Source organism: Gordonia sp. GN26 (assembly GCF_054823965.1).
The window spans coordinates 11836-36313 of sequence record NZ_JSYC01000024.1 but is presented as its reverse complement, the minus strand read 5'-3'; the positions used below and the strand labels follow the sequence as shown (position 1 = coordinate 36313).

Sequence of the window (24478 nt, the reverse complement as noted above, 5' to 3'; positions counted from 1 at the left end):
TCAACCCCTGAACGGAAGGACCGGATTGAGGCCCCAGATGGCCACGGTCATGAGGAAATTGAGAACGACGATGGCGACCAGGCTCGCGCGGATGGCGCGCCCGGATGCGGCGCCGACACCTGCCGGCCCACCGGAGGCGAAATAGCCGTAATAGCAATGGATGATGGTGATCACCGCGCAGAAGATGAGCGCCTTGGCGACCGAAGCGAGAAGATCCGGTATCGAGATGAACTGCGCGAAGTAGTGGTCGTAGGTTCCCTCGGGTTGGTCGTGGAAGAGCTTCACGATCAGTCCGCCGGTGATGAAGCTGACGACCAGCGCCATCAGGTAGCTCGGCAGCACCACGAGCATGCCGCCGATGAGTCGGGTTCCCACCACGAACGGGATAGCCCGCAGACCCATAGTCTCGGTCGCGTCGATCTCCTCGGAGATGCGCATGGCGCCGATCTCCGCGGTCATCCGGCAGCCCGCCTGCGCGGCGAAGCCGATGCCGGTGATGATCGGCGCCACCACGCGGATGTTGCCGAACGAGTTGATGATTCCGGTCAGCGCTCCGAAACCGAGGAGGTCGAAGGCCATGAAGGCCATGATCGCGACCACCGAACCCACCGCGATACCCAGGAAGAACATCAGGCTGACCACGCCGCCGTCGACGATGACCGAGCCACTCCCCCAGGCCATGTCGTTCATGGTCTTGACTGTTTGCTTGCGATAGTGGCGAATCGTCGTCGGCAGCAACGCGAAGGTCTTGCCCACGAACACCACGATCTGCCCGAAGGTCGCGATGGCCGCGGTCACGCGCTCGTTCAACGCTCGGCCCAGGCGGAAGATCCCCGCGGTGGCCGTACTTGCTGTAGTCATCTGCGCCTCACGCCAGTTGGGCCGGGAAGAACATGGCCTGCAGCTGACTGACCGCCATGTTCGTCATGAAAATGCACAGGACACTGAGGACCACCGAGGCGTTGACCGCGTTGGCCACACCTTTGGGACCACCCTTGGCCTCGAGTCCGCGCAAGCTTGCGATGACCACGACGATGAAGGCGAACAACACGGCCTTCAGCACCGAGAACATCAGGTCGGTCGGGGTTGCGAAGGTCCCGAAAGACTGCCAGAAGCTCGCCGGGACAACGTCGTTGACGTTCGCCGCGATTGCCAGGCCCGCGCCCACACCGGACGCGATGATCATCACGCAGAGTGCCGGCGCGATGGCGAGCATCGCCAGGAACCGCGGCACGATGAGCCGCTGGACGGGGTTGACGCCGATCACCCGCATCGCCTCGATCTCCTCGCGGATCGACCGCGCGCCGAGGTCGGAGGCGATCGCTGAGGCGGCCGCGCCACTCATCAGCAATCCGGCGGCCATCGGCGCGCCCTGGTTCACCACGCCCAGACCCGACGCCGCGCCCGCAAGGGAGTTGGCGCCGACCTGATCCATGACGCCACCCACCTGAACCGACACCTCGGCACCGATCGGAACCGCCATCAGCAGCGCGGGAAGCGCGGTGACCTTGAAGAGCTTCCACATCTGGTCGATCACTTCACCGCCGGCCAGGCGGAGGGTGAAGGTGTCGGTGATCGCGAACCGGATCATCTCCCCGGCCAGTCGCGCCGAACGACCGATGGTCGCCAGACTACGACTGATCCGGTCGATCACCCCGGCGACGAACCTGCGGAGCGCCTCGGCCGATCTGATTCCCGGACTGCGCCCTCCCAGAGCACTGACAGTCATCACGGTCCTCTCGAATTCATTAAGAGCGGTGACACGTCGGGGAGAACGCCGAACGGTCCACGACCCCGTGGCGGGGTTTGGGCTGCCCCGCGCCGGCGTCGACGGTGAGGTCCCGGGGGATGTCTCCCCGACTTCGGACATCACCCATGTGGCCTGGCACCGTAAGGCGGAACACTGTGATGCCCACCACTTGAAACCTCGATCAGGCTAGCAGACATGAGACGTTAGCTGTCAAGTGTCAGCAGCTCGAAGTTGTCTGGACCGGCGAAAACCCCAGCTAGTCGGCCGACTTAACCCCAAATCGCTACCTACATCTGTTAGGTTAATGACGATCAGAGCAGATACGTCGAGCAGGCCGCGTGTGTTCCACACGCGGCCCAGGGCGCCATACTCCGACCCGCCGGCCGCCGTCCGGGCAGCCGGCTATCCCATCAGCTTTCTGAGCACCTTCTGCATCGCACGACCGTACGGCGGGTAGGCCATCGGCAGATCCGGCCGCGACGGCTTGCTCAACACCGCCTTCCGGTGGCTGAAGGTGTCGAAACCATTCTTGCCGTGGTAGTTCCCCATCCCGGAGGCACCGACGCCGCCGAACGGGAGTTCCGGGACCAGGAGCTGATACAGAAGGTGATTGACGGCGACCGACCCGGACGACGTCCGGCTCACCACGAGATTCTCCACCGCGCTCGACTCGGTGAAGAGATAGAGGGCGAGCGGCTTGGGTCGGGCATTGACGAACTCGATCGCGGAACCGAGATCGGGTACCGAGATCAGCGGGAGCACCGGACCGAAGATCTCCTCCTGCATCAGCTCGGAGTCCGGGTCCGGGTCGGTGACGAGCGCCGGCGTGACGCTCCGCCTCGACTCGTCGATCGCGCCACCGTATTGTTCGCCGCCATGCGTCGACAAGATGCGTCGCAGGCGGGCGACATGACGGTCGTTCACGATCCTGGTGGTGTCCTGGGCCCCGCGCAGCGGCAGTTCGGCCAGCAGTCGCTCGACGAGCGCCGGTCGCACCGACTCCTCCACGAGCACGTAGTCGGGAGCAGTACACGTCTGTCCGGCGTTCACCGCCTTGGCCCAGGCGATTCGCCGAGCGGCGACGTCCACATCGGCGTCGGCGGCGACGATCACCGGACTCTTACCGCCGAGCTCCAGCGTCACCGGAGTCAGATTGCGAGCGCCGGCAGCCATGACCGCCCGGCCCACCGACGTCGAGCCGGTGAAGAACGTGTGATCGAACGGTTGACCGGCGAGCGATGCGCTGACCTCCGCACCACCCAGCACGATGCGAATCGCCTCCGCATCGACGTACCGCGGCAGCTGTTCCGAGAGGAACCTCGCGGTCGCGGCGGAGATCTCCGACGGCTTCACGACTGCGGCGTTCCCCGCCGCCAGACAACTGACCAGCGGATGCAGGGTCAGCAGGATCGGGAAGTTCCACGCGCCGAGGATGAGTGCCACACCCTTGGGCTCCGGGACGATCCACGCCCTGCCCGGGGCGGCCGCCGCGCCTGACCGCACTCTCTCCGGCTTCATCCAGCGCGCCAGGTTCGCGAGCGTGTGCCGGATCTCGTGCCGGACCGGCGCGATGTCGGCCATGAACGAGGCCATCGGATCACGCCCCAGATCGGCTTCGATCGCCGCTGCGATCGCCGGCTCGCACTCGTCGATGAACCGCAGCAGCCCCTCGAGCTGGGCGACCCGCCACGACAGCGGTCGCGTACGGCCGCTGTCGAACGCGGCTCGCGCGCCGGCCAGTGCCGACCCGGATTCGGTGGTCGCCGTACTCATCGACATCTCGGTAACACTCATCGTGGTCTTCGCTTTCTGGTGCTTCGGGGACCTGCCCTCGGGCTGAAGTATGCGGCGAGCGTACACAGTGTTCAGACGTGATGTCAATCACTCTGGCGCTTGCTGTGGGGCGCTCGTCCCACCGACCATACAGTTTGTATGGAGTGTTCGTCTGCCCTATCGTGTGCCCATGATCGACTGGACCGTCACTGCACACTCCGAGACGCTCGAGACCGCGAATGGCGACGGAGTCCGCCGCCTGACACTGTCGCGCCCGGAAGCGCTCAACGCCTTCGACGAAACGCTTCAGAGCGATCTGCTCGAGGCTGTCGCCGCCGCCGCGACCGATGACACCGTCCGATGCGTTGTCCTCACCGGTCGAGGTCGAGCATTCTGTGCCGGAGCGGATCTCGCGCTCGACGGGCTCGGCCCGGACGTGCGGTTGGCGCCGCGGACCGAGCGAGAACTCACGCAGTTCTACAACCCGATCGTGCGCGGGCTGCGCGAGACCCGGAAGCCGGTCGTGGCCGCGGTGAACGGGGCTGCGGTGGGCGTCGGTTGCGCCGTCGCCCTCGCGTGCGACCACGTCCTCGGGGCGAGGTCGGCGTCGTTCACCCTCGCGTTCTCACGAGTGGGGCTCACACTCGACGGCGGCGCCTCACTTCTCGTCGGGGCGCGTGTGGGATTCGGTCGTGCGTCGCGGATGGCTCTGCTGGCCGAACGGGTCGATGCCGACACCGCGTTCTCCTGGGGCCTGATCGACGCGGTGGTCGACGATGCGGATCTCACCGACCATGTGGAGTCCCTCGCCCGCAAGCTCGCCGCCGGCCCCACCGAGGCCTATGCCGCGACCAAGCGCAGTCTGAACGCCGCACTGCTCCACCGCCTCGAGGATGCCTTCGAGGTCGAGGTCGCGGGTCAGACCGCCCTCGTCGACGGCCCCGGCTTCCGAACCGCGATCACCCGCTTCACCGGCTCGAAGGGCTGAAACCCGCCACCTCTCAGCGACTTCCGTAGATCGCGGCGTACATGAATCTCGCCACCATGTCGGTGACCGCGTCGATGTCGTCCAGGTGCGTCTCGCCGGCGAGCGATCCAGCGATGGTGCGCTCGATGGTCCACAGCAGAGTGGCCGTGTACTCGCTGGCCGGCGGGCCGGCCGGTGCCAATCCGCGTGCCCGATCGGCGACGATGATCGACTCCAGAGTCGTCTCCATGGCGTTCATCGCGGCGAGGTATTCGGCGCGCAGTTCCGGCAGGCGCGGCCACTCGTGAACGGCGTTCTTGATCACGGCGCCGGCATGTCCGTCGAGATGCAGCCACTGTCCGACCTGCTCGAGCAAGGCCGACGGGTCCTGCCGGTCGACGTCGGCGACCGCGGTCAGCGCGGCGACGATGTCGGCCGCCGCCTGTCGGAACAGAACGACGAAGGCATCCTCTTTGCTCCGGAAGTAGAAGTAGAAGGACGCGCGGGACGTGTTCGACTGCTTCAGGATCTTCGCGACGGACAACTCGGCCAGCGTCTCGGTGAGCAGTAGTTCGCGCATTGCCTCGAGGATGCTCTGCGCCGTCTCGGTCTCCACCGCGGGGTTGTCGATCGCGGGGAGCAACTCCCGGCTCGCCTCGGCGGCATCGCCCGACTTCTTGCGTCGACCCTTCGGCACCGTTCGGCCGCCGTAGATGGCCGCTTCGTTGATGGCACTCAGCGACGTGGTGACACTCGCCGCCGCGGGAAGCCGATCGTCGAGCCCCCGCGTGCTGACATAGAAGGCCCGCTCGGAACCACCGACCAGCATCGAGGCCAGCATCTCCGCGGGAGCGCCGTCCGGAGCACGGCCCTCGGCACGCTCGAACTTGATCTGCTCGGCGACGGCCGCGACGAACTGCTCGAACATCCGCTGCCAGGCCGCGGCGACCGCGGGCTTGCTGTGCATGTGCTCGATGACCGCGCAGATGACCGCCCCATGTCGTGACCACATGTCGAGGGTGTGCTCGAGACTCGAGCCCATGCGCCGCGCCCGGTCACGTCCCGGATCGGAGGACCACGGCGCATCAGCGCCGTAGGACTCGTCGAACACTCGTCCCAGAAGCGCCACCAGGACGTCGTACTTGTTGGCAAAGTAGTGGTAGAAGTTGGCCCGGGACAGGCCGGCCGTCTCCAGGATCTGGGCAACGGTCAGATCCTGGAGAGAGGTCGATGTGAGCAGTTCCTCGGTCGCCCGGAACACCGCGAGTTCGGCAGAAGAACTCCCGTCGTAGTCACGGGGGCGCCGCCGCACGAAAGAACTCGAAGCCATAGCGGCATCATACTCGATGTCCGGACACGACGTCTGACCGGTTCAGGTCACGCCACGCGCGAACGCACCGCACCCACCCCGCGAAGCAGCGCCGCGTCGAACTCGTCCGGGCACTCCAGCATGGGGTAATGCCCGACGTCGAACTCGACGAGCGTGCTGTCCAGACGCTCACGTACCCATCGCGCACCGCGAACCGACAGCGCGGGGTCCGCGGTACCGACGATCTGGGTCACCGGTACGGAGAGGCCCTCGAGCAGGTGCGTCTGTTCGGTGCACATCAGCGTGCGCAGTGCCGCACGCCCGGCCCAACTCGGCGTCTGCAGCGAAATGCGGTGTAGCCAGTCCAGAGTGTGCGGGTCGGGCGCGCCGCCCTTGAACGGATCACCGACGGCACGTCGGCGCAGGGAGATCCGGTTGGCGTGCTCGGCGGCGAGGAGACTGTTCAGAGGCCCCTCGGGGGGCACCCCGAACGGAAAGTCCTCGAACCGTGCCGCCGCAACGCCGTTGGTGGCAACCAACACGAGAGACCGCGCGAGATCGGGACGTCCATGTGCCAAGCGGAGGGCGACCATGCCGCCCAGCGACCAGCCCACGATGGCGGCCGCGCCCAGGCCACGCTGCTCGATGACCTCGAGCGCGTCGTGCTGCAGGGAGTCGATGTCGTAACCGTCCAGTGGTGCATCCGACCGTCCGTGCCCACGGAGATCCATGGCGACGACGCGATGACCGCTCTCGGCGAGTACCCGTATCTGCCGATCCCACACCTCTCCGCTGAGACTCCAGCCATGGATCAGCAGGACTCCCGGACCGTCTCCGACGTCGCGGACCGAGAGCCGGACACCGTCCCGCGTATGCACGAAATGCTGAGTCATGAAACCACTTCCGCATGTCGACGCGAGTCGGCGAGTGACCGGCCATCGGCGGCGAGCCGGGTCAGTGACGCCGGTGGGAGGAAACGCGTTCCGTAGCGCGCGGCCAGCTCAGTCGCACGCGTCACGAAGCCCGCGACCCCACCCTCGTAGCCGTCGATGAACTGCAGCACTCCGCCCGTCCATCCCGGATACCCGATCCCCAGCAGCGATCCGATGTTCGCGTCGGCCACCGACTCCAGAACGCCCTCATCCAAGCACTTCGCGGATTCCACGGCTTCGACGAACAGCAGGCGTTCCTTGAGATCGGTCAGGGTCGGTACCTGTTCGGCAACCGGGAAAGCCGTTCCGAGGCCACGCCACAACCCGCTTCGGCGGCCGTCACGGTACTCGTAGAAGCCGGCGCCGGCCAACCGGCCTGCCCGGTCGAACTCGGCCAGCATCCGGTCGAGCACCGCCTCGGCGGGATGGGCCGCCCAGTCGCGCCCCTCCGCCTCGGCCGCATCGCGCGATGCGTCCCGAACTCGCCGCAGGAGTTCGAGATTGAGTTCATCGGCGAGCTGCAACGCGGGTGCGGGATAGCCCGCCTGGGTCGTGGCCTGCTCGATCATCGGTGCTGGCACCCCCTCGCCGAGCATGGCGAGCGCTTCGTTGACGAAGGTGCCGATCACCCGGCTGGTGAAGAAGCCGCGACTGTCGTTGACCACGATGGGGGTCTTGGCGATCTGACGGGCGACATCCAGTGCCCTGGAGACTGATTCGGCAGACGTCGAACCGCCCTTGATGATCTCCAGCAGCGGCATCTTGTCCACCGGGCTGAAGAAGTGCAGGCCGATGAAGTCTGCGGGATTCTGCACGGCGCCGGCCAAACCGGTGATCGGCAGGGTCGACGTGTTCGACCCGATGAGCGCACCCGGTGCGAGAACGGGTTCGACCTCCTTCAGAACTCGGGCCTTGAGATCGGGATCCTCGAAGACGGCCTCGATCACCAGGTCCGCGCCTGCGGCGTCGGCGACGTCGACGGTGGCGGTGATCCGGTCGAGGATGACCTCTCGCTGCGCTTCGGAGAGGTCGCCCGCACTCACCTTTTTGTCGAGCACTCTCCGCGAGTACCCCTTGCCGCGCTCGGCGGCTTCCGCACTGACATCTTTGAGTACGACGTCGATTCCGGCTGCGGCGCACTGATAGGCGATACCCGCACCCATCATCCCGGCACCCAGAACCACCGCCTTCGTCGCCTTCCACGGGGTCCGTGATGCGTCGCGACCGCGGAGTCCGTTCACCGTCTGGGTGTCGAAGAATCGGGCCTGGATCATGTTCTTCGCGATCTGCCCGACTGCCAGGTCGACGAAGTACCGGGTCTCGATCCGCAAGGCATTGTCGAAGTCGACCTGGGCGCCCTCGACAGCGGCCTTCAGGATGTTCTTCGGCGCCGGGTAATTCGCGCCTTTGAGGTCGGCTCGCAGTGCCGCGGTCAGGAGGGGCAGGGAGGCGTGCAGCGGCTGCGCCGGGTCACCCGGGGCCCCGCCCGGTATCGCGAACCCCGACACGTCCCACGGCTGCCGTGCATCCGGATTGGCCAGGATCCAGGCCTTCGCCGCCGACGCCAGATCCGCAGGCGAATCGACGAGTTCATCCACGATGCCCAGTTCGAGTGCGGCCGTCGCATCGACCTGACGACCGGACAGCAGCAGCGACGACAGCGCCTTCTGGACGCCCAGCAGTCGCACGCTGCGGACGACGCCCCCGGCACCTGGCAGCAGACCCAGGGTCACTTCCGGAAGTCCCAGACGAACTCCGCCGGACTTCACCGCGACGCGATGGTGGGTCGCGAGCGCGAGCTCGAGACCACCACCCAGCGCCGCACCGTTGATCGTCGCCACGACCGGCACCCCGAGACGCTCCAGGCGTCGGAGCAGGTCCCGATTCCGTTCGACGAACGCGGTGAAGTCGTCGATGTGCGACCGATCGGTGTGCAGGAGGTCGTTGAGGTCGCCGCCGGCGAAGAACGTCGATTTCCCGGAAGCGATGATGACACCGGCGATGTCCTGGGCGTCAACGATCTCGTCGAGGGCGTCCGAGAGCGAGGCGACGAATCGCTCGTTCATCGTGTTCACCCGCTGGTCGGGATCGTCGATGGTCAGGGTGACGACGGCGTCGTCGTCAATGGTGCGCCGGATAATGTTCTGCGTCATTGCCGTTGAACTCTCTCTGGGGTTGTCTGCTGATTGTCTGGCGTTGCGAGCGGCGGTCAGAGCGCCTCGACCACGGTCGCGATCCCCATACCGCCGCCGACGCACAGCGTCACGAGTCCGTATCGACCGCCGGTCCGGTGCAGTTCGTCCAAGACCGTGGACACGAGCATCGCCCCGGTGGCGCCGAGCGGGTGACCCATCGCGATCGCTCCGCCGTTCACGTTCACCTTCGCCATGTCGAGGCCGAGGTCGTCGACGAAATGCAGCACCACCGAGGCGAACGCCTCGTTGATCTCCACGAGGTCGATGTCGTCGACGGTGAGACCGGCCTTCGCCAGCGCCTTCCGCGACGCGGGAGCCGGCGCGGTCAGCATGATGGTCGGATTGTCTCCGGACACCGCGGTGGAGACGACCCGCCCGCGCGGAGTCAGGCCCAGTTCTTTCCCGACCGCTTCGCTACCGATCACGACCAGCGAGGCACCGTCGACGATTCCTGAGCTGTTGCCGGCGTGATGGACGTGGTCGATCTTCTCGACGGTCGGGAACTCCTGCAGTGCAACGGCATCGAAGCCCGCCGCGCCGAGCTTGGCGAACGACGGCCGGAGTGGCGCGAGGGTGGCGGTGGTGGTCCCCTCGCGGATGGTCTCGTGCCGGTCGAGTACCACGGCCCCGTTGATGTCGCGTACCGGTACGACCGAGGCATCGAATCGCCCGTCCGCCTCGGCCTTGGCGGCCAGTTCGTGCGAACGCACCGCGTACGCGTCCACGTCCTCGCGGGTGTGCCCGTCGAGTGTCGCGATCAAATCGGCGCCGATGCCCTGCGGCACGAAGCTCGTGGCCAGATTCGTTGCGGGGTCGTCCATCCACGCGGCGCCGTCAGAGCTCATCGGGACACGGGACATCGACTCGACGCCGCCTGCGAAGACCAGGTCCTCGAATCCCGAACGTACCTTCTGCGCCGCGAGATTCACCGCTTCGAGTCCGGATGCGCAGAACCGATTGACCTGCACTCCCGCCACCGTGCGGGGGAGCCCCGCCGCGAGTGCCGCCGTGCGCGCGATGTCGCCACCCTGCTCGCCGACCGGACTCACGACTCCGAGAACCAGGTCGTCGACGCGGGCGGGGTCCAGAGAGGGATTCCGGTCGAGGACCGCCGACAGCAAGCCGGTGGCGAGGTCGATCGGCTTGATCGTGTGTAACGATCCCGAGCTCTTGCCCTTACCGCGCGGCGTGCGAATCGCATCAAAGATCAGTGCCTGGGTTTCCGACATTCGCAGTCTCCTTGTCGTTCAGCGGGCGCTCGGGCGCCATCGTCGAGAGCAACATACATTACGTTCATACACGGTGTATAGCCGCCTCCGCCGTGGAGCCCGCGGCCGTCAGCAGTGGAAGGACGCGACCTCTGCGACCGACTGCCTGCTGGTGCGATACACATTTACCGGCGCGTCCAGGTCGGGATAACCGAACGAGATACCCACGACTACTTGCCGTTCCGGCTTCAACCCGAGATACTCCCGGATCACCGGCGACTGCGTCGCCAGCGCCGCTTGCGGAACGGTCGCGATCCCGAGCTCGTGGGCCGCCAGGATGAAGTTGCTCACGAACAATCCGCAGTCCACCGCTCCATAGGGACCCAGCGCAGCCTCGGTCGTGACGATCGCCACATGCGGCGCACCGAAGAAGTCGAAGTTGCGCAACATCTGTCGGGCCGAACCGGCCCGGTCCGACTTCTCGATACCGACGCTTGCGTAGAGCTGTAGACCACTCTCGCGACGACGCTCCTGGTAGACGCCGTCATACGCAGCCGGGAACTCGATGTCGGGATTCTGCGCCGGTCCATCCGCGATCGCGGCCCGCAGGGCGTCGCGCAGACCCTCGGCGGCGCCCCCACTCAGCACGTCGACGTGCCACGGCTGCGTGTTGCACCACGAGGGGGTCAGACGGGCCACGTCGACCACTCTCTCGATCTCGGACTGCGATACCTGACGACGGAGGAATTCGCGGCAACTCCACCGGGATTCCAACAGCTCACGCAAGGTCCGGGGCGGCAGCGGTTCCGGAGGCGACGCCACCGTTGCGTTCGTCGAGTCCTGGGGCAGCGGCGACATCGATACTCCTCGTTGTAGGGGGCGGGTCGACGCGTGCGACACGGCTGACCGCGGGCACATCGCGTCACGGACCGGCCGACATGCGGCCAGACATTCAGTGTAGACATAGTGTTCAGGTGGGTCTACCCTGCGTTGTAACGCCGATCACACGAGGTCGGCGTACCGTCCACCCCCCTAGGAGGCGCGATGACCATCACCGAGCCACATACGCAGCCGACCAGTTTCCGCGGCGATCTCGACGTTCCGCCGGGACTGCCACGCGGTATCGACCTGGGTCGAATTGCGAACAAGGACAAAGCGATCGCCATGTACGGTCGCGACTTGGTCGAGAAGCTGACCGACCACGCCCTGCTCGCCGACGACTATGCCTACGCGGCGATGCTCGACTTCAAGGACAAATCCAACAATTCGACGTGGCGGACCTTCGACCACGCCCTGGATCACGGGATCGACGCGATCGACGACCCCAGCCCCGGACTGATCGCGCTCTTCGACCAGCTCGACCACATCCCCGACTGGGTCGATTTCGATCAGCTCTACCGCGGTGCGGTCGCGTTCTGGCGCGCCGGCCCGATCGTCCCTCCCGTCCTCGCCTGGGGTGCGATCGCCGGCGGGTTCTCCATGTACAGCGCCACCCGTCCGGTGCTGTTCAGCGGCCGGCTCCGCGAGCAGGACAAGGTGGGGACCCGGCTCATCGAGAGCTTCCGGTACGTGGTCGCCGCCTACACCCCCGGCGGGATGGCGCGTTTCGAGGAGGGCTTTCGCCTCACCGCGAAGGTCCGCATGATCCATGCCGCGGTTCGTCACAGTCTCGGGCGATCCGACCACTGGGACTGGGCCGGCTGGGGCATCCCCATCAACAACTTCGACAGCATGGTCACCCAGGCCGGCCAGTTCGGGGTGAAGTTCACCGATGCGGTCCAGTCCGCGGGAATCCGTTTCAGCGACCGTGAACTCGAGGACATCTTCGCCCTGAGCCGTTACGTGGGATATGTGATCGGCGTTCCCGAGGACATCCTGCACACGGATTACGAGGACGCTCGTCGCAAGACCGATCTGCACACGCTGGTCGAACTGCCGCCGGACGAGCTCTGCCACGACGTCGTCCACTCGATCATCGAATACAGCGTCGAGAACCCGCCCGGCGACGTCGAGGTGCTGCCGGGACCGGTTGCCAAGTTCATGACGAATGAACGTCGACTCAAGCTCGCATATGGGTTGCTGCACTCGTGGATCCCGCCGCACGTCATGGATGCTCTGGGCGTCGAGAAGACCGGATGGCGGCACATCCTGCCGACGATCAGCCCGCTCGTCACCCTTGCCGATCGAGTCGGGCGAGTGCTGCCGCACGACGACGAGAAGGCCGCGTTCACCATGCTTCGCCAATTCAACGACGCGATCAAACTCCCCGACGGCGCGAACAAGGAGATGGCCGTGGCCAACCCCGACGAGGTCCACGCGGACATCGCCGCGAACAAGGGCGGCATGCCGGTGGTCGCGAAGAAGTGAGCGTCGAGTCGACACCCCCTCCGCTGGCCGGCACCCGGATCATCGAGCTCGCCGGCATCGGCCCCGGCCCGTTCGCGGCGATGATGCTGGCGGACATGGGCGCCGAGGTCATCACCGTCGACCGACCCGGGGGCAACCCCTGGGCGGTCGGCGGTCACGGCATCCTCTTCCGGAGTCGACGGCACATCGCCGTGGACCTCAAGTCGGAGGCGGGTGCCGACGTCGTCCGCCGGCTCTGCGCCGACGCCGACGGGATCATCGAGACCTTCCGCCCCGGCGTCGCCGAGCGCCTCGGCGTCGGGCCACGAGACTGTCTGCACCACAACCCGAACCTCGTCTACGGACGGATGACCGGCTGGGGCCAGAGCGGTCCGATGGCGTCGCGGCCCGGGCATGACATCAACTACATCGCACTTACCGGCGCCCTGCATCAGATCGGACGGAAGGGCGGGCCACCGGTTCCGCCCCTCAACCTCGTCGGCGACTTCGGAGGCGGAGGAACCTTTCTCGCCTTCGGGATGCTCGCGGGCATCCTGTCCGCCCGCGCCGGGCACGGAGGCCGTGTCGTCGATGCGGCGATGATCGACGGCGCCTCGGCCCTGATGGCGATGTTCCATTCGTACCGGGCGGAGGGCGACTTCGTCGAGGAACGCGGCGCCAACCTGCTCGACACCGGCGCGTTCTTCTACGACGTCTACGAGACCCGCGACGGACAGTGGGTGAGCATCGGCGCCATCGAGAATCAGTTCTGGACGGAGCTCTGTGATGTCTTGGAACTGCCCGATGCAATGCGGCACGACCATCTCTATTCGAAGCGATGGGACGAGTACCGCATCATTCTCGAGAACCGGGTCGCCGAATACGATCGGGCCGAACTCGACGCGCTGTTCGACGGCCGAAACACCTGCTACGCACCGGTTCTGACGATGTCGGAGGCAGTGGAGCACCCGCACAATCGAGCCCGGAACACCTTCGTGACGGTCGACGGCGTCGTTCAACCGGCTCCGGCCCCTCGCTTCGACGGTCGCCCGCCGACGAGTCCTCGTCCGCGGCGCGCGCCGGGCGCCGACACTGTCGAGGTGCTCGGTGAGACCGGCTTCTCCCCGACCGAGATCGAATCCCTCCTCGCCGACGGCGTGGTCGACTCGACTCCGTGACATCGGTGGTTGCCCGGTTGAAAGTTCTTCCCGGGCAACCACCGATTCAACCCTGGTTCACAGACCGAGCGAGCGGCCCACGATCTCGCGCATGATCTCGTTGGTGCCGCCGTAGATCCGCTGCACCCGCGCGTCCCTCCACCTCCGCGCGACGTCGTACTCCTCCATGTAGCCGTACCCGCCGTGCATCTGGAGGCAGGTGTCCAGTGCGTTGAACTCCAGCTCGGTGGTCCAGAACTTCGCGCCGGCCGCCTCGGCTGCGGTGAGTTCTCCGGCGTTCTGCGCCTCGATGCACCGGTCCACGAACACCCGGGCGATTCCCACCTGCGTGGACAACTCGGCCAGGGTGAAGCGGTTCGCCTGGAAGCTCCCGATGGGTTGACCGAAGGCCTTGCGCTCCTTGCCGTAGGCGATGGCGGTCTCGACCGCGTATTCGGCCTGGGCGACCGCGACGACCGCCATCGACAACCGTTCCTGGGCAAGGTTTCCCATCATGTATCGCAGCCCCTTGCCCGGCTCACCGAGCACGTCCGATTCCGCGACGAGGACGTCTTCGAAGAACAACTCCGCGGTGTCCTGCGCCTTGCGGCCGATCTTCTGCAGCTTTCGACCGCGCTGGAATCCCTCGTGGTCCCCGGACACGACGAACAATCCGAATCCACCGCCGTCGTTCTCCGGAATCCGAGCGGCGACGATGATCAGGTCGGCCTGGATACCGCGAGTGATGAAAGTCTTGGAACCATTGAGACGCCACCCACCATCGACACGGGTCGCGGTGGACTTGATCGCGCGCAGGTCCGAACCGGTACCTGGTTCGGACATGGCGATGGCGATCGCGGTCTCACCACTGACGATGCCGGGCAGCCAACGTCCCTGCTGTTCCGGCGTCGCGATGTCCAGGAAGTACGGGAGCACGATGTCGTTGGTCAGCGAGAAGCCGTCGCCGACGGTCCCGGTGCGGACCACTTCCTCGTTCAGCACCGCATTGAACCGGAAGTCGCGTAGTCCCCCGCCGCCGTACTGTTCCGGAGCCGCGAAGCCGACCAGACCCTGATCGGCCGCCGCGGTCCAGAAGTCACGACTGACCTCACCGGCTTCCTCCCAGTCGGCCGTGTGCGGAACGGCTTCCTTCGTCAGGAAGGACCGGACGGTGTCCCGGAACTGATCATGTTCGGAGTCGAAAAGTGTTCTCTTCATGGTGTCGTGTTCTCGTCAGCCCTCAACGGAAGAGGGACTTGCCGATGATCTCCTTCATGATCTCGTTGGCTCCGCCGTAGATTCGCTGCACGCGCGCGTCGACGTAGGCCTTGGCGATCGGATACTCGGCCATGAAGCCGTAGCCGCCGAACATCTGCAGACACCGGTCGACGACGCGCCCCTGGACCTCACTTGCCGCGAGTTTGGCCATCGCGGCCCGATCGGCGGTGAGGCCACCGGTCGTGTGCTGGAGCAGGCAGTCATCGACGAAGGCACGGACGACCTCGGTCTGCACGAAGGCGTCGGCGAGCGTGGACCGGATGCTCTGATTGGCCGCCAACGGTTTTCCGAATGCGGTTCGGGTACTCACATGGTCCCGCGCGAGCTCGACCGCGCGGGCCGCCGCGGCCGTGCTCGCCACTGCGATCGTCAGCCGCTCCTGAGGGAGGTTGGTGACGAGTGCACGAAAGCCTCCACCTCGCTCACCCAGCAGGTTCCCCCTGGGGACCCGGGCGTCCTCGAAGAACAATTCGGCGGTGTCCTGCGCATGCATGCCGATCTTCTCCAGGTTGCGCCCACGCTGGAAGCCAGGGGTGTCGCGTTCGACAACCAGCAACGACAGGCCGCCGTGGCGGTCACCGCCGCTCTCGGTCCGCGCAGCGACGATGACCAGATCGGCGTTGATCCCATTGGAGATGAACGTCTTCGAACCGTTCAGCACAAAGTGATCACCCTCCTCTTTCGCCGTCGTGGTGATGCCCGCGAGATCGGAGCCAGTGCCCGGCTCGGTCATCGCGATGGCCGCGATGAGATCACCCGACGCCAGGCCGGGCAGCCAGCGTCGCTTCTGCTCGTCGTCGGCATAACGCTCGAAGTACGGAACGCAGATGTCATTGTGGAGGTTGACCCCGAACGACATCACCCCCGCGTCGGCAACCTCTTCGGCGATGACCGCGTTGAACCGGAAGTCATCGGTGCCGCCGCCGCCGAACTCCTCGTCGACCGACATCCCGAGAAATCCGTGCGAGCCGGCCTTCCGGAAGAGTTCGCGGGGAATCCGCCCCTCCCGTTCCCAGTTCTCGTAGCCCGGGACGACCTCGGTGTCGAGGAACCGGCGGAAGCTCTCCCGGAATGCCTCGTGCTCGGGTTCGTACACACTTCGTGCGCGTGGACGATTCGCGGTGACTGTCATTGTCTGTCCTGTCTGTCGATCGATTGACGGGGTGGGCCGCGGTGCTCAGCCGTCGGCGGAAATGTGATTGACGCCACGTCTGAACACATTGTATGGTCTCGTGTATGCCAGAGTCCAGTTCCCCCCGCCTTGCGCCCGAGTGGAGCGGCGTTCCCGACGGCGCGTTCCGGCCCGACGCCGACTTCACCGACGAGCAGCTCGCACGCGCACTGAGACACGCCAATCTCCCGATCCTGCTCGGCTCGTTGGCTCTCCTGACCGGCGATGACCGCTGGATCGAGGATCCCTACCTGCCGACCGCTCCTCCCGATCTCGGCGACCACGACACCGGAGGTTTCGAACCCGAACTCGCCGAACGCATTCGGCGTGAGGCCTCGGCAACGCTTCGCGCGTGGCGCGATGGCGACCTCGACGTTGCGGACGCACCGGCCCCTGAACGACTGTCACGGATCCTCTCGGTGATGCTTGCCGAGCGACTCCCCGACGACTACGGGCAGCTCCTGGGCGAGGAGATGGGCCTGTACCGCCGCCATTCGGTACCGCAGTCCACTCCGACGGATGGCTTCCGGGTCGCGATCATCGGTGCGGGGATATCCGGACTGGCCATGGCAATCCGCTTGCAGCAGGCTGGGATCGACTACGTTCTCATCGACAAGAACGACGACGTGGGCGGCACGTGGCACGAGAACGTGTACCCGGGCTGCGGGGTCGACACCCCGAGCTACCTCTACGCCCTGTCCTTCGACCCGAACCCGGAGTGGTCCAGCTACTTCGCTCCGCAGGAAGAGCTCGCGGCATACTGGCGAGCACTGGCCGAACGCCACGGCGTCCTGGCCCACACACGATTCTCGACGATGGTCGATCAGGCCGAGTTCGACCCGGCCACCGCCGGCTGGACCCTCGACCTTCGATCGGTATCAACCGGTGAGATCGAGAGCCTCACCGCGACAGTCGTTGTCAGCGCGGTTGGACTGCTGAACCAGCCCAGCATCCCCGACCTGCCGGGACTGTCGGATTTCGAGGGCCCCGTGTTGCACACGGCGCAGTGGGACCCGGCGGTCGACCTCCGAGGCAAACGCGTCGCGGTCATCGGCACGGGTGCGAGCGCCATGCAGTTCGTTCCCGCCGCTGCCGAAGACGCAGCCGAGGTCCGGGTGTTCCAGCGGACACCGCAATGGGCGATGCCCCATCCGCTCAAAGGGCAGCCGGTCGACGACTCGGCGCACTGGCTGAACAGACACGTGCCGTTCTATCTCGCGTGGTATCGCGCCCGTTTGTTCTGGCGGATGGGCGACAAGGTGTGGCGCCTCCTGCAGGTCGATCGCGACTATCCCCACCTCGGGCGCGCGATCAACAAGGGAAACGACCGACTACGCGCCATGTTGACCGCGTACATCGAGAACGAACTCGACGGTCGCCCAGACCTTCTCGCGAAGAGCCTGCCCGACTATCCGCCGTACGGAAAGCGACTGCTGATCGACGCCGGCTGGTTCCGCACGCTTCGCCGCGAGAATGTCGCTCTCGTCACCACCGGTATCAGCACAGTCACGACGAACGGGGTTCGGTCCTCGGACGGTGTCGACCACGGCGCCGACGTGCTGGTTCTGGCAACGGGTTTCAAGTCCGTAGATGTTCTGGGGTCGCTCACGGTCCGTGGTCGCGACGGACGCACACTCCGAGAGGTCTGGGGTACCGACGACGGCCGTGCCCACCTCGGTATCACCGTGCCCGGATTTCCGAACTTCTTCTGCCTGTACGGCCCCAACACCAACACCGGTCACGGCGGCACGGTCATCGCCGGCACCGAGATGCAGATTCAGCACGTCACGGCATTGATCAGCGCGATGATCGACGAGCGGCTCGACTCGATCGAGGTCCGTCCCGAGGCGTTCGACACCTACAACCGCGAACTCGACGAAGCGCTCGAGGACACGGTGTGGCACTTCGGCGGTACCACGACGTATTACCGCAACGCACGGGGACGGATCGTCACCAACAGCCCCTGGCGGTACGTCGACTACTGGCGTCGTGTCCACGAACCCGACTTCGCCGAGTTCGTCACCACGCGCGGAACCGCCGCGACAGCGCAGGAGTCGTCCGGCGGCGCCGGACAACTCACCCACTGAGCCCGGCCCGCCCCCACCATCTCGTCCCATCGCAATCGAGGCAGAACACAATGACACACGCACCGCAGGCCCCGTCCGCACCTGTTGCCGCCCCGGGTATCTCCGCCACCACGCTGGTCGGGGCCTTCCAGGCCACGGCCGCGAGTCGGCCCGATTCCACGGCCCTGAGCGCCTTCGGTGAGGAGCGATCGCTGACCTGGTCCGAATACCGCACGGCGGTTGAGGAAGTGGCTGCCGGACTCGCCGATCTCGGCGTCGGACACGGTGACACGGTCGCCATCATGCTGCCGAACAGCCCGGAGTTCCACGTCGTCGACATGGCCGTGTTGCACCTGGGCGCGACGCCGTTCTCCATCTATCTCACCTCGGCGCCGGATCAGATCAGCTACCTGTTCGACAACGCCGGGAACTCGGTTGTCGTCGCGGACTCCGCCTTCCTCGACGTCCTCCAGCGCACCGCCGCCCCCACCGTCAGGCACCTCGTGGTGACGAACCCGGCAGGCGCACCCACCGTCCATGGCAACGGTCCCGCGACCATCACCCCGCTCGATGAGCTACGCGGCCGCCGCCCCGCGGACTTCGACTTCGAGAAGACCTGGCGTTCGGTCCGTGCCGACGACCTGGCCACGCTCATCTACACCTCGGGCACGACGGGAGATCCGAAGGGCGTCGAACTCACCCACGCCAATCTGATGTTCGTCATGTACACCTGCAACCTGCGTTTCCCGTTCGACGTCGACGGTGCGGCCATCAGCTACCTGCCGACCGCGCACGCCGCCGATCGCGTGTTCTCGCACTACCTCGCGACCGTGACGGGGTGGCCCATCACCACTGTTCGTGATGCGACAGCCGTGTTCGGCGCGGTCGCCGAGGCTCACCCGACCTGGTTCCTGGGTGTGCCGCGGATCTGGGAGAAGCTCCGGGCCGGTCTCCTCGCCCGCTTCTCGGCACTGCCGGACGGCCCGCGTGATGCGACGTCGGCCGCGCTGGAGGCAGCGATCCGCCTGGTACAGATCGAGCAACGCCGAGAACCGGTTCCGGCAGACCTACAGGACGCCGTCAGCGTCGCCGACGAACGCATATTCGCCGACCTCCGGGCACAACTCGGACTGGACCGCGTCGCGCTCCTCATGACCGGCGCTGCGCCGATCGCGCCGGCGGTGCACGAGTTCTTCCTCGCGCTCGGCTTGCCGCTCCAGGAGGGGTTCGGGATGTCCGAGACCGGCGCGCTGGGATTCACCAACGTGCCCGACGACATCCGTGTCGGCAAGGTGGGCCTGGCCCAACCGGGCACCGAGGCCAAGCTCGCCGACGACGGCGAGCTCCTGCTGCGCGGCCCGCACGTCATGCGCGGCTACCGCAAGGCCCCCGAGAAGACGGCCGAGGCGATCGACGAGTTCGGCTGGCTGCACACCGGCGACATCGCGCGGATCGACGACGATGGATGGGTCACGATCGTCGACCGCAAGAAGGAACTGATCATCAACGCCGCGGGCAAGAACATGTCCCCGGTCAACATCGAGGGGAAGCTGAAGAGCGCCTCGCCGCTGATCGGTCAGGCGTGCGTCATCGGCGACCGCCGGCCCTACAACGTAGCGCTCATCGTCCTCGATCCCGATGCCGCCCGCACCTTCGCTGCCGCGCACGGTCTCTCGGACGCCAGCCCTGCGGCACTCATCGACAATGCCGCGCTGCAAGCCGAAGTCGACCAGGCGGTTGCCCGCGCGAACGAGCAGCTATCCCGCGTCGAACAGATCAAACGTCACCGACTCCTCGCCGACGAATGGCTCCCCGACTCCGATGAACTCACGCCGACGATGAAGCTCAAACGACGCGGCGTCACGACCAAGTACGCCGAGATCATCGAGGACATCTATTCGTCCACGGCCCGTTAGATCGGCACGACAACATTCCGGGGCAGCATCATGGAGATTTGCGTCGAAGCACAAACGGTCCGAGTCCTTGACCGAGAGAATCTGCGAAGTCTCTCGGTGAGGACGCGGATCAGCGCGGCCGATACATCAGAGAGGGTGCACCGGCGCGGAATCGGCTACATCGACGGCAACGTCGCCTATGTCAACACGTGGTGGCTACAGTCCCTGAGCGACAACCGGCGGTGGCTCGACGAGGTCCGCGAGATGCTGTCGTTCGCCGAATGTCACGGGTGGTTCGACGGGGTCTACCTTCGCGCCCGTCTCGACATCGACGCCGTACCGATTGTTCGTGTTCGGAATCCGCTGCGCGCCACCGGGTGACCGACGCGTCCGGCCGCGGGGACACCGTCGACCTCATCACCGAATGGCCCCGCCCCGACGGAACGACCGAACAACGCCGGGCACCCGACTTCCGACTGGTCGCCTGCCCAACGCCCATCGGGAACGTCGACGCGGCCAAGGCGGAACGATAGGTCACCGAACCTGCAGGACAAGGTCATCGACGCGGGTGTGCAGCTCCACGGGGGTACGGCTACATGATGGAGTACCCGGCGGATCTACGGCGGGACCGACGCGATCATGAAGGAGATCATCCACCGGGATCTGATCCGAGGTCAGGGCAGCGGTCGCCGGACTCGGCACGCGCGTGTCCGGCGACACGCTCGCCGCGTCAGCGTTTCAGCTCGGCCGCCGGTACCGCGCTCGGAAGGAACGCCGGGAGCACGAAGTCGCGCAACATCTCCCGATGCTGTGGGTCGTCGGGGCGGTCGAAGTCCAGTCGCCCGACAAGGATGAACTGGACGAATGCGATCCACTCGGCCATCTTCTCCTTGTCGAGATCCCGACGGATCTCGCCGCGCTCCATCGCCTGCTCGATGACCGGATCCCACATCTCCGCGGTCAGCCGGGCGGCAAGCCCCGACGCTCCGACGAGGGGTTCGGCCATCTGCATGTGTTCGGGACTGACCAGGATGCGGATCAGCGGATCGCGGCGTCCCCGGTCGACCAGGAAGATCAGGCCCTCGACGAGCTGGTCGGCGAAGGAATCCTTCTCGAGCAGGAACTTCCGCGCCTTGGCGAACAGCATGCGCGACCGTCGTTCGATGATGGCCGAGATGAGAGTGTCGCGGTCGCCGAAATAGCGGTAGACGGTCGGACGGGACACCCCGGCCTCACGACCGATGTCGTCCATCGTCGTCTTGGATACGCCGTATCGCTGGAAAACCTTCTCCGCAGCGACCATGATCTGTTTACGGGCCTCCTCGACGTCCTCGCTCAGGACGTTGCCCGTCTTTCTGCGTGCCACGTGAGTGCACCTCCCAAAACCCATGTTACAACAGACAAACTGTGTTATCTGTCCGCGCCGCTCAAAAATCGAGACAGCCTCGTCGGCCGTCTCGCCGAGCCGGCCGGTAAGCAAAACGACCGAGGCGCGGATATCCTCCGCAACCTCGGCCGTCTCACAACCGGCGCGCACCTCGTCTAACGCACGCGCACCCCTCAGCGCACGCGATCGAAGCGAGTATCCACGTCCTTGTACTCGTCCCGGATCACCGTCTTGGCGATCTTTCCGCTGGGGAGGCGGGGCAGCGGGTCCTGCCGGATCACGACGTAACGGGGCACCTTGAAGTCGGCCAGGACCTTCTGGCAGTGCTCGACGATCGCCTTCTCGTCGACATCGGCGGCGGCCGTCACGATCGCCGCGGGGGTCTCGCCGAACCGGTCGTCGTTCGCCGCGATCACGGCGACCTCCTGGACGCCGTCGATGGCGCCGATCGCGATCTCGAGTTCCACCGGCGAGATGTTGATGCCGCCGGAGATGATGAGGTCCTTGAGGCGGTCGACGAACTTCACGCGGCCGTCCTCGTCGGCTTCGCCGAGGTCACCGCTGTGCAGCCATCCGCCGCGGAGGGCCTGCGCGGTGGTCTCGGGGTCGTTCCAGTAGCCGGGGGTGACACCCGGGCCGCGGACCACGAGTTCACCCGCTTCTCCGGGAGCCGCTTCCTCACCCTTGTCGTTGAAGACCTTGACCTCGGTGAAGATCGACCCCGTGCCGCACCGGTCCGGGAACTCGAAGGCCTCCTCGCGGATCGTCGCGGTCGCGACGCCGCCGGCCTCGGTCATGCCGTAGATCTGACGCAGGAGGACACCCTTGTCGGCCCAGCGCTTCAGCAACGGCACCGGAACGGCTGCGCCGCCGACGATCGCGGTCTTCAGGGCGCTCAGGTCCGCATCGGCGAACTCCGGGGCACGCGAGATGGCCTCGAAGATCAGCGGGACGCCGAAGATGGCCTCCACCGAATGCTTCTCGAGGAGCTTCACCGCGTTCGAGGGATTCAGTTCGGGTTCGACGACCAGCGTGCCGCCCAGAACCGTCGTGATCAGGAGTCCGTAGACCAGGCCCGGGGTGAAGGCGAGCGGCAGGACCAGCAGCGTGGTGGTTCCCGGCCGGAAACCCTCCTCGGTGAGGGTGTTCTCGAAGACGATCGACATGAGCGTCCGGTTGGTGAGGATCACGCCCTTGGACTGCCCGGTGGACCCGCTGGTGAACAGCACGGTCGTCGGCTCGTCGGGTTCGAGATCGACACGGAAGTCGTCCGCACCGCCGGCGCGCAGCGCCTCGAGCTCGGCGTAGGTGATGACGCTGAACGGTGCACCGATCGCCGCGGTGTCCTCGGCCAGCTGCTCGAAGCCCGGGGCCACGATCACGACGCCGATACCGGCGTCGTCGGCGATCTTCCGGAGCTCGGCGGGACGGTAGCGACTGTTCAGCGGAACCAGGACGCCGCCGGACTTCAGCGCGCCGAGGGCCGCGACCGGCCACTCGAGCGAGTTCGGCCCGAGGAGACCCACCCGGGCACCGGGAGCGACACCCTTGCTCTCGACGAGGAGACGGGCGATGCGACTGCTCCAGTCCCGCAGCTCACGGTAGGAGATCTCGGAACCGGAGAAAACCACAGCGGTGGTATCACCCTTGGTACGGGCCCACCAGTCGAGCGCCTTGCCGATGGTTGTGGTCATGATCGTACTTTCTTCTCTGTCAACAGGTTTCGATGTGGCCGAGAGGCGCGGCCGCCGCAGGCGCGGGGCCGGCGGATCGGCCGGCCCCACTCACCTAACGGTTATAGGATAAATCGGACTTTACGGTCGCGGGCCGGTTCCGACGAACCGGCCCTTCGACATCAGGCGCCCGCACGCCCTTCGGCGACGAGCCGCTTGGTCTCACGCCGGAAGACCTGATTGGCGATCTCGTTGCGGCCGAGCAACATGTCTCCCGCGTCGGCACTGCCCATGCCCTGCTGCGAATCCCGCAGCAACGGGAAGTCCTCCTGATGCAGGACCGCGAGCAGGATCTCCCAGTTCTTGTTCCACAGTCGCTCCCACCGTTCCTGCTCCATACCGCTGTCCTCGACGGTCGGCACCATCAGGCGCTGTTCCATCCGGGACTTGGTCGGATCGGTGGGGTGCGGCCGGAACGTCAAGAGCTGGAAGTGATCCGGCTGGCGAAGCAGGGTGCTGTTCGGGCCGAGCCAGTGCGTCTCGGTGACGAACTTGTCCAGCGGGGCATCACCGGGATCCTCTTCGAGGAAGCGGTCGATCGACTTGCGCGGCGCGATGAACCGGCAGTGCCGGCCGAAGTCCTCGAAGGCCATCACGTTGGTGTGGATGATCTTTCCGGCGGTGTTCGGGTGCGCGTACTGGATGTGGTAGCCGTCCAGGAACGCATCCTGCATGATCTTCCAGTTCGTGGGTTCGTCGAAACCCGCGGCCCGGAAGCAGACCAGCTTGTCCAGGTTGTACTCGGCGAGCATCGGGTCGATCTCGGGACCGAGCCAGGCCGCGACGTCGATCTCGGCCGAGGCGTTGTCGACGACCCAGATGAACCCGTGACGCTCTTCGGTCGGGATCTCGATCAGGCCGTGGTCGGAACGGTCCACATCGCCGAAAGTCGAGTCTCGCGTGATGGTCCGCAATGAACCGTCCGGATCGTAGGACCAGCGGTGGTAGCCGCAGGAGAAGATCCGGCAGCGCCCCTTCTCGCTCTTCTCCAGCATCGCGCCCCGATGCCGGCAGAGATTGACGAAGGAGCGGACACTGCCGTCCTTCTGCCGCACCGCGATGATGTTGTTCCGCGGCATCTGGACCGTGACGAAGTCGTTGGGACGCGAGATCTCGCTGCCGTGCGCGACGATCGAGGGCACGCGGCCGAAGATGTGGTCGCGCTCCTCCTTGGCGAGCACCGGGTCGGTGAACTCCTCGGGCTCGAACTGCACGATCTCGTCGAACTTGTCCGTCGTCTCGTTGCGCAGGAGCTCGAGCGCACGCCGGATTCGATCTTGCCGGGGAAGCGAAGTGGTCATGGTTCCCTCC

General features: G+C 66.1%; 19 protein-coding genes and 1 pseudogene. 7 read left to right on the top strand and 13 right to left on the bottom strand.

What is annotated here, in order from left to right:
* From OK17_RS08100 to OK17_RS08090, 3 genes are all read right to left on the bottom strand, one after another.
* On the bottom strand, positions 1–861 hold the full coding sequence (locus OK17_RS08100) for an MlaE family ABC transporter permease (RefSeq protein ID WP_227026564.1): 861 nt from the start codon (positions 859–861) through the stop codon (positions 1–3).
* Positions 862–868: 7 nt separating this feature from the next.
* Entirely contained in the window at positions 869–1729 is an 861-nt protein-coding gene (locus tag OK17_RS08095; RefSeq protein WP_074851840.1) for an ABC transporter permease, read from the bottom strand.
* Between the two features lie 423 nt (positions 1730–2152).
* Complete coding sequence (locus tag OK17_RS08090; protein WP_461417140.1) at positions 2153–3544, bottom strand: aldehyde dehydrogenase family protein; 1392 nt, start codon at positions 3542–3544, stop codon at positions 2153–2155.
* Between the two features lie 169 nt (positions 3545–3713).
* Here OK17_RS08090 and OK17_RS08085 point away from each other — a divergent pair, with 169 nt between their 5' ends.
* Positions 3714–4511 carry an enoyl-CoA hydratase-related protein gene (locus OK17_RS08085; protein WP_154884607.1) on the top strand — a complete coding sequence of 266 codons (798 nt, stop codon included), beginning with the start codon at positions 3714–3716 and terminating at the stop codon, positions 4509–4511.
* Between the two features lie 13 nt (positions 4512–4524).
* Here OK17_RS08085 and OK17_RS08080 read toward each other — a convergent pair whose 3' ends face one another.
* The 5 genes from OK17_RS08080 to OK17_RS08060 all read right to left on the bottom strand — a co-directional run bounded on the left by OK17_RS08080 (position 4525) and on the right by OK17_RS08060 (position 10992).
* Positions 4525–5820, bottom strand: coding sequence for a TetR/AcrR family transcriptional regulator (locus tag OK17_RS08080; RefSeq protein WP_154884608.1), 1296 nt, complete (start codon positions 5818–5820; stop codon positions 4525–4527).
* A gap of 47 nt (positions 5821–5867) precedes the next feature.
* Positions 5868–6692: an alpha/beta fold hydrolase gene (locus OK17_RS08075; RefSeq protein ID WP_154884609.1), complete on the bottom strand. Its 825-nt coding sequence runs from the start codon at positions 6690–6692 to the stop codon at positions 5868–5870.
* On the bottom strand, positions 6689–8884 hold the full coding sequence (locus OK17_RS08070) for a 3-hydroxyacyl-CoA dehydrogenase NAD-binding domain-containing protein (protein WP_461417139.1): 2196 nt from the start codon (positions 8882–8884) through the stop codon (positions 6689–6691). Before OK17_RS08070 ends, OK17_RS08075 begins: the two co-directional genes overlap by 4 nt.
* A 56-nt stretch (positions 8885–8940) precedes the next feature.
* Positions 8941–10155 (bottom strand): acetyl-CoA C-acetyltransferase, encoded by a 1215-nt coding sequence (locus tag OK17_RS08065; protein ID WP_154884611.1) that lies wholly within the window; start codon positions 10153–10155, stop codon positions 8941–8943.
* Between the two features lie 108 nt (positions 10156–10263).
* The gene (locus OK17_RS08060) at positions 10264–10992 is read right to left on the bottom strand and encodes a nitroreductase (protein WP_154884612.1); all 729 of its coding nucleotides are present in this window, start codon (positions 10990–10992) and stop codon (positions 10264–10266) included.
* Between the two features lie 186 nt (positions 10993–11178).
* Between OK17_RS08060 and OK17_RS08055 the strand changes: the two genes are divergently transcribed.
* Positions 11179–12501, top strand: coding sequence for an oxygenase MpaB family protein (locus OK17_RS08055; protein ID WP_461417138.1), 1323 nt, complete (start codon positions 11179–11181; stop codon positions 12499–12501).
* The gene (locus OK17_RS08050; RefSeq protein ID WP_461417137.1) at positions 12498–13658 is read left to right on the top strand and encodes a CaiB/BaiF CoA transferase family protein; all 1161 of its coding nucleotides are present in this window, start codon (positions 12498–12500) and stop codon (positions 13656–13658) included. The genes OK17_RS08055 and OK17_RS08050 overlap by 4 nt, the downstream gene beginning before the upstream one ends.
* 57 nt (positions 13659–13715) lie before the next feature.
* On the opposite strand, the gene OK17_RS08045 is transcribed toward OK17_RS08050, so the two are convergent.
* A complete protein-coding gene (locus OK17_RS08045; RefSeq protein WP_074851849.1) occupies positions 13716–14855 on the bottom strand; it encodes an acyl-CoA dehydrogenase family protein in 1140 nt (379 codons plus the stop codon).
* 22 nt (positions 14856–14877) lie between these two features.
* On the bottom strand, positions 14878–16047 hold the full coding sequence (locus OK17_RS08040; protein ID WP_461417136.1) for an acyl-CoA dehydrogenase family protein: 1170 nt from the start codon (positions 16045–16047) through the stop codon (positions 14878–14880).
* Positions 16048–16151: 104 nt separating this feature from the next.
* On the opposite strand from OK17_RS08040, the gene OK17_RS08035 reads away from it, so the two are divergent.
* From OK17_RS08035 to OK17_RS08020, 4 genes and pseudogenes are all read left to right on the top strand, one after another.
* Positions 16152–18173 carry a flavin-containing monooxygenase gene (locus OK17_RS08035; RefSeq protein ID WP_461417135.1) on the top strand — a complete coding sequence of 674 codons (2022 nt, stop codon included), beginning with the start codon at positions 16152–16154 and terminating at the stop codon, positions 18171–18173.
* A 50-nt stretch (positions 18174–18223) separates the two neighbouring features.
* Complete coding sequence (locus tag OK17_RS08030) at positions 18224–20068, top strand: AMP-dependent synthetase/ligase (RefSeq protein ID WP_310951959.1); 1845 nt, start codon at positions 18224–18226, stop codon at positions 20066–20068.
* 135 nt (positions 20069–20203) lie between these two features.
* Positions 20204–20428 carry a hypothetical protein gene (locus OK17_RS08025; RefSeq protein WP_461417134.1) on the top strand — a complete coding sequence of 75 codons (225 nt, stop codon included), beginning with the start codon at positions 20204–20206 and terminating at the stop codon, positions 20426–20428.
* A gap of 162 nt (positions 20429–20590) precedes the next feature.
* A pseudogene (locus OK17_RS08020) lies at positions 20591–20719 on the top strand (acyl-CoA dehydrogenase); the annotation flags it as partial.
* A 58-nt stretch (positions 20720–20777) separates the two neighbouring features.
* Here OK17_RS08020 and OK17_RS08015 read toward each other — a convergent pair.
* The 3 genes from OK17_RS08015 to OK17_RS08005 all read right to left on the bottom strand — a co-directional run bounded on the left by OK17_RS08015 (position 20778) and on the right by OK17_RS08005 (position 24468).
* Positions 20778–21413, bottom strand: a complete 636-nt coding sequence (locus OK17_RS08015; RefSeq protein WP_461417133.1) for a TetR/AcrR family transcriptional regulator — start codon at positions 21411–21413, stop codon at positions 20778–20780.
* Positions 21414–21607: 194 nt separating this feature from the next.
* Entirely contained in the window at positions 21608–23128 is a 1521-nt protein-coding gene (locus OK17_RS08010; protein ID WP_461417132.1) for a class I adenylate-forming enzyme family protein, read from the bottom strand.
* 161 nt (positions 23129–23289) lie between these two features.
* Positions 23290–24468 carry an aromatic ring-hydroxylating oxygenase subunit alpha gene (locus tag OK17_RS08005; protein WP_461417131.1) on the bottom strand — a complete coding sequence of 393 codons (1179 nt, stop codon included), beginning with the start codon at positions 24466–24468 and terminating at the stop codon, positions 23290–23292.
* Positions 24469–24478: the final 10 nt, after the last annotated feature.

Coding starts and splice junctions, on each gene's coding strand:
- OK17_RS08100 (WP_227026564.1), bottom strand. CDS start 861: ATGACTACAGCAAGTACGGCCACCGCGGGGATCTTCCGCCTGGGCCGA.
- OK17_RS08095 (WP_074851840.1), bottom strand. CDS start 1,729: ATGACTGTCAGTGCTCTGGGAGGGCGCAGTCCGGGAATCAGATCGGCC.
- OK17_RS08090 (WP_461417140.1), bottom strand. CDS start 3,544: ATGAGTGTTACCGAGATGTCGATGAGTACGGCGACCACCGAATCCGGG.
- OK17_RS08085 (WP_154884607.1), top strand. CDS start 3,714: ATGATCGACTGGACCGTCACTGCACACTCCGAGACGCTCGAGACCGCG.
- OK17_RS08080 (WP_154884608.1), bottom strand. CDS start 5,820: ATGGCTTCGAGTTCTTTCGTGCGGCGGCGCCCCCGTGACTACGACGGG.
- OK17_RS08075 (WP_154884609.1), bottom strand. CDS start 6,692: ATGACTCAGCATTTCGTGCATACGCGGGACGGTGTCCGGCTCTCGGTC.
- OK17_RS08070 (WP_461417139.1), bottom strand. CDS start 8,884: ATGACGCAGAACATTATCCGGCGCACCATTGACGACGACGCCGTCGTC.
- OK17_RS08065 (WP_154884611.1), bottom strand. CDS start 10,155: ATGTCGGAAACCCAGGCACTGATCTTTGATGCGATTCGCACGCCGCGC.
- OK17_RS08060 (WP_154884612.1), bottom strand. CDS start 10,992: ATGTCGCCGCTGCCCCAGGACTCGACGAACGCAACGGTGGCGTCGCCT.
- OK17_RS08055 (WP_461417138.1), top strand. CDS start 11,179: ATGACCATCACCGAGCCACATACGCAGCCGACCAGTTTCCGCGGCGAT.
- OK17_RS08045 (WP_074851849.1), bottom strand. CDS start 14,855: ATGAAGAGAACACTTTTCGACTCCGAACATGATCAGTTCCGGGACACC.
- OK17_RS08040 (WP_461417136.1), bottom strand. CDS start 16,047: ATGACAGTCACCGCGAATCGTCCACGCGCACGAAGTGTGTACGAACCC.
- OK17_RS08035 (WP_461417135.1), top strand. CDS start 16,152: ATGCCAGAGTCCAGTTCCCCCCGCCTTGCGCCCGAGTGGAGCGGCGTT.
- OK17_RS08030 (WP_310951959.1), top strand. CDS start 18,224: ATGACACACGCACCGCAGGCCCCGTCCGCACCTGTTGCCGCCCCGGGT.
- OK17_RS08010 (WP_461417132.1), bottom strand. CDS start 23,128: ATGACCACAACCATCGGCAAGGCGCTCGACTGGTGGGCCCGTACCAAG.
- OK17_RS08005 (WP_461417131.1), bottom strand. CDS start 24,468: ATGACCACTTCGCTTCCCCGGCAAGATCGAATCCGGCGTGCGCTCGAG.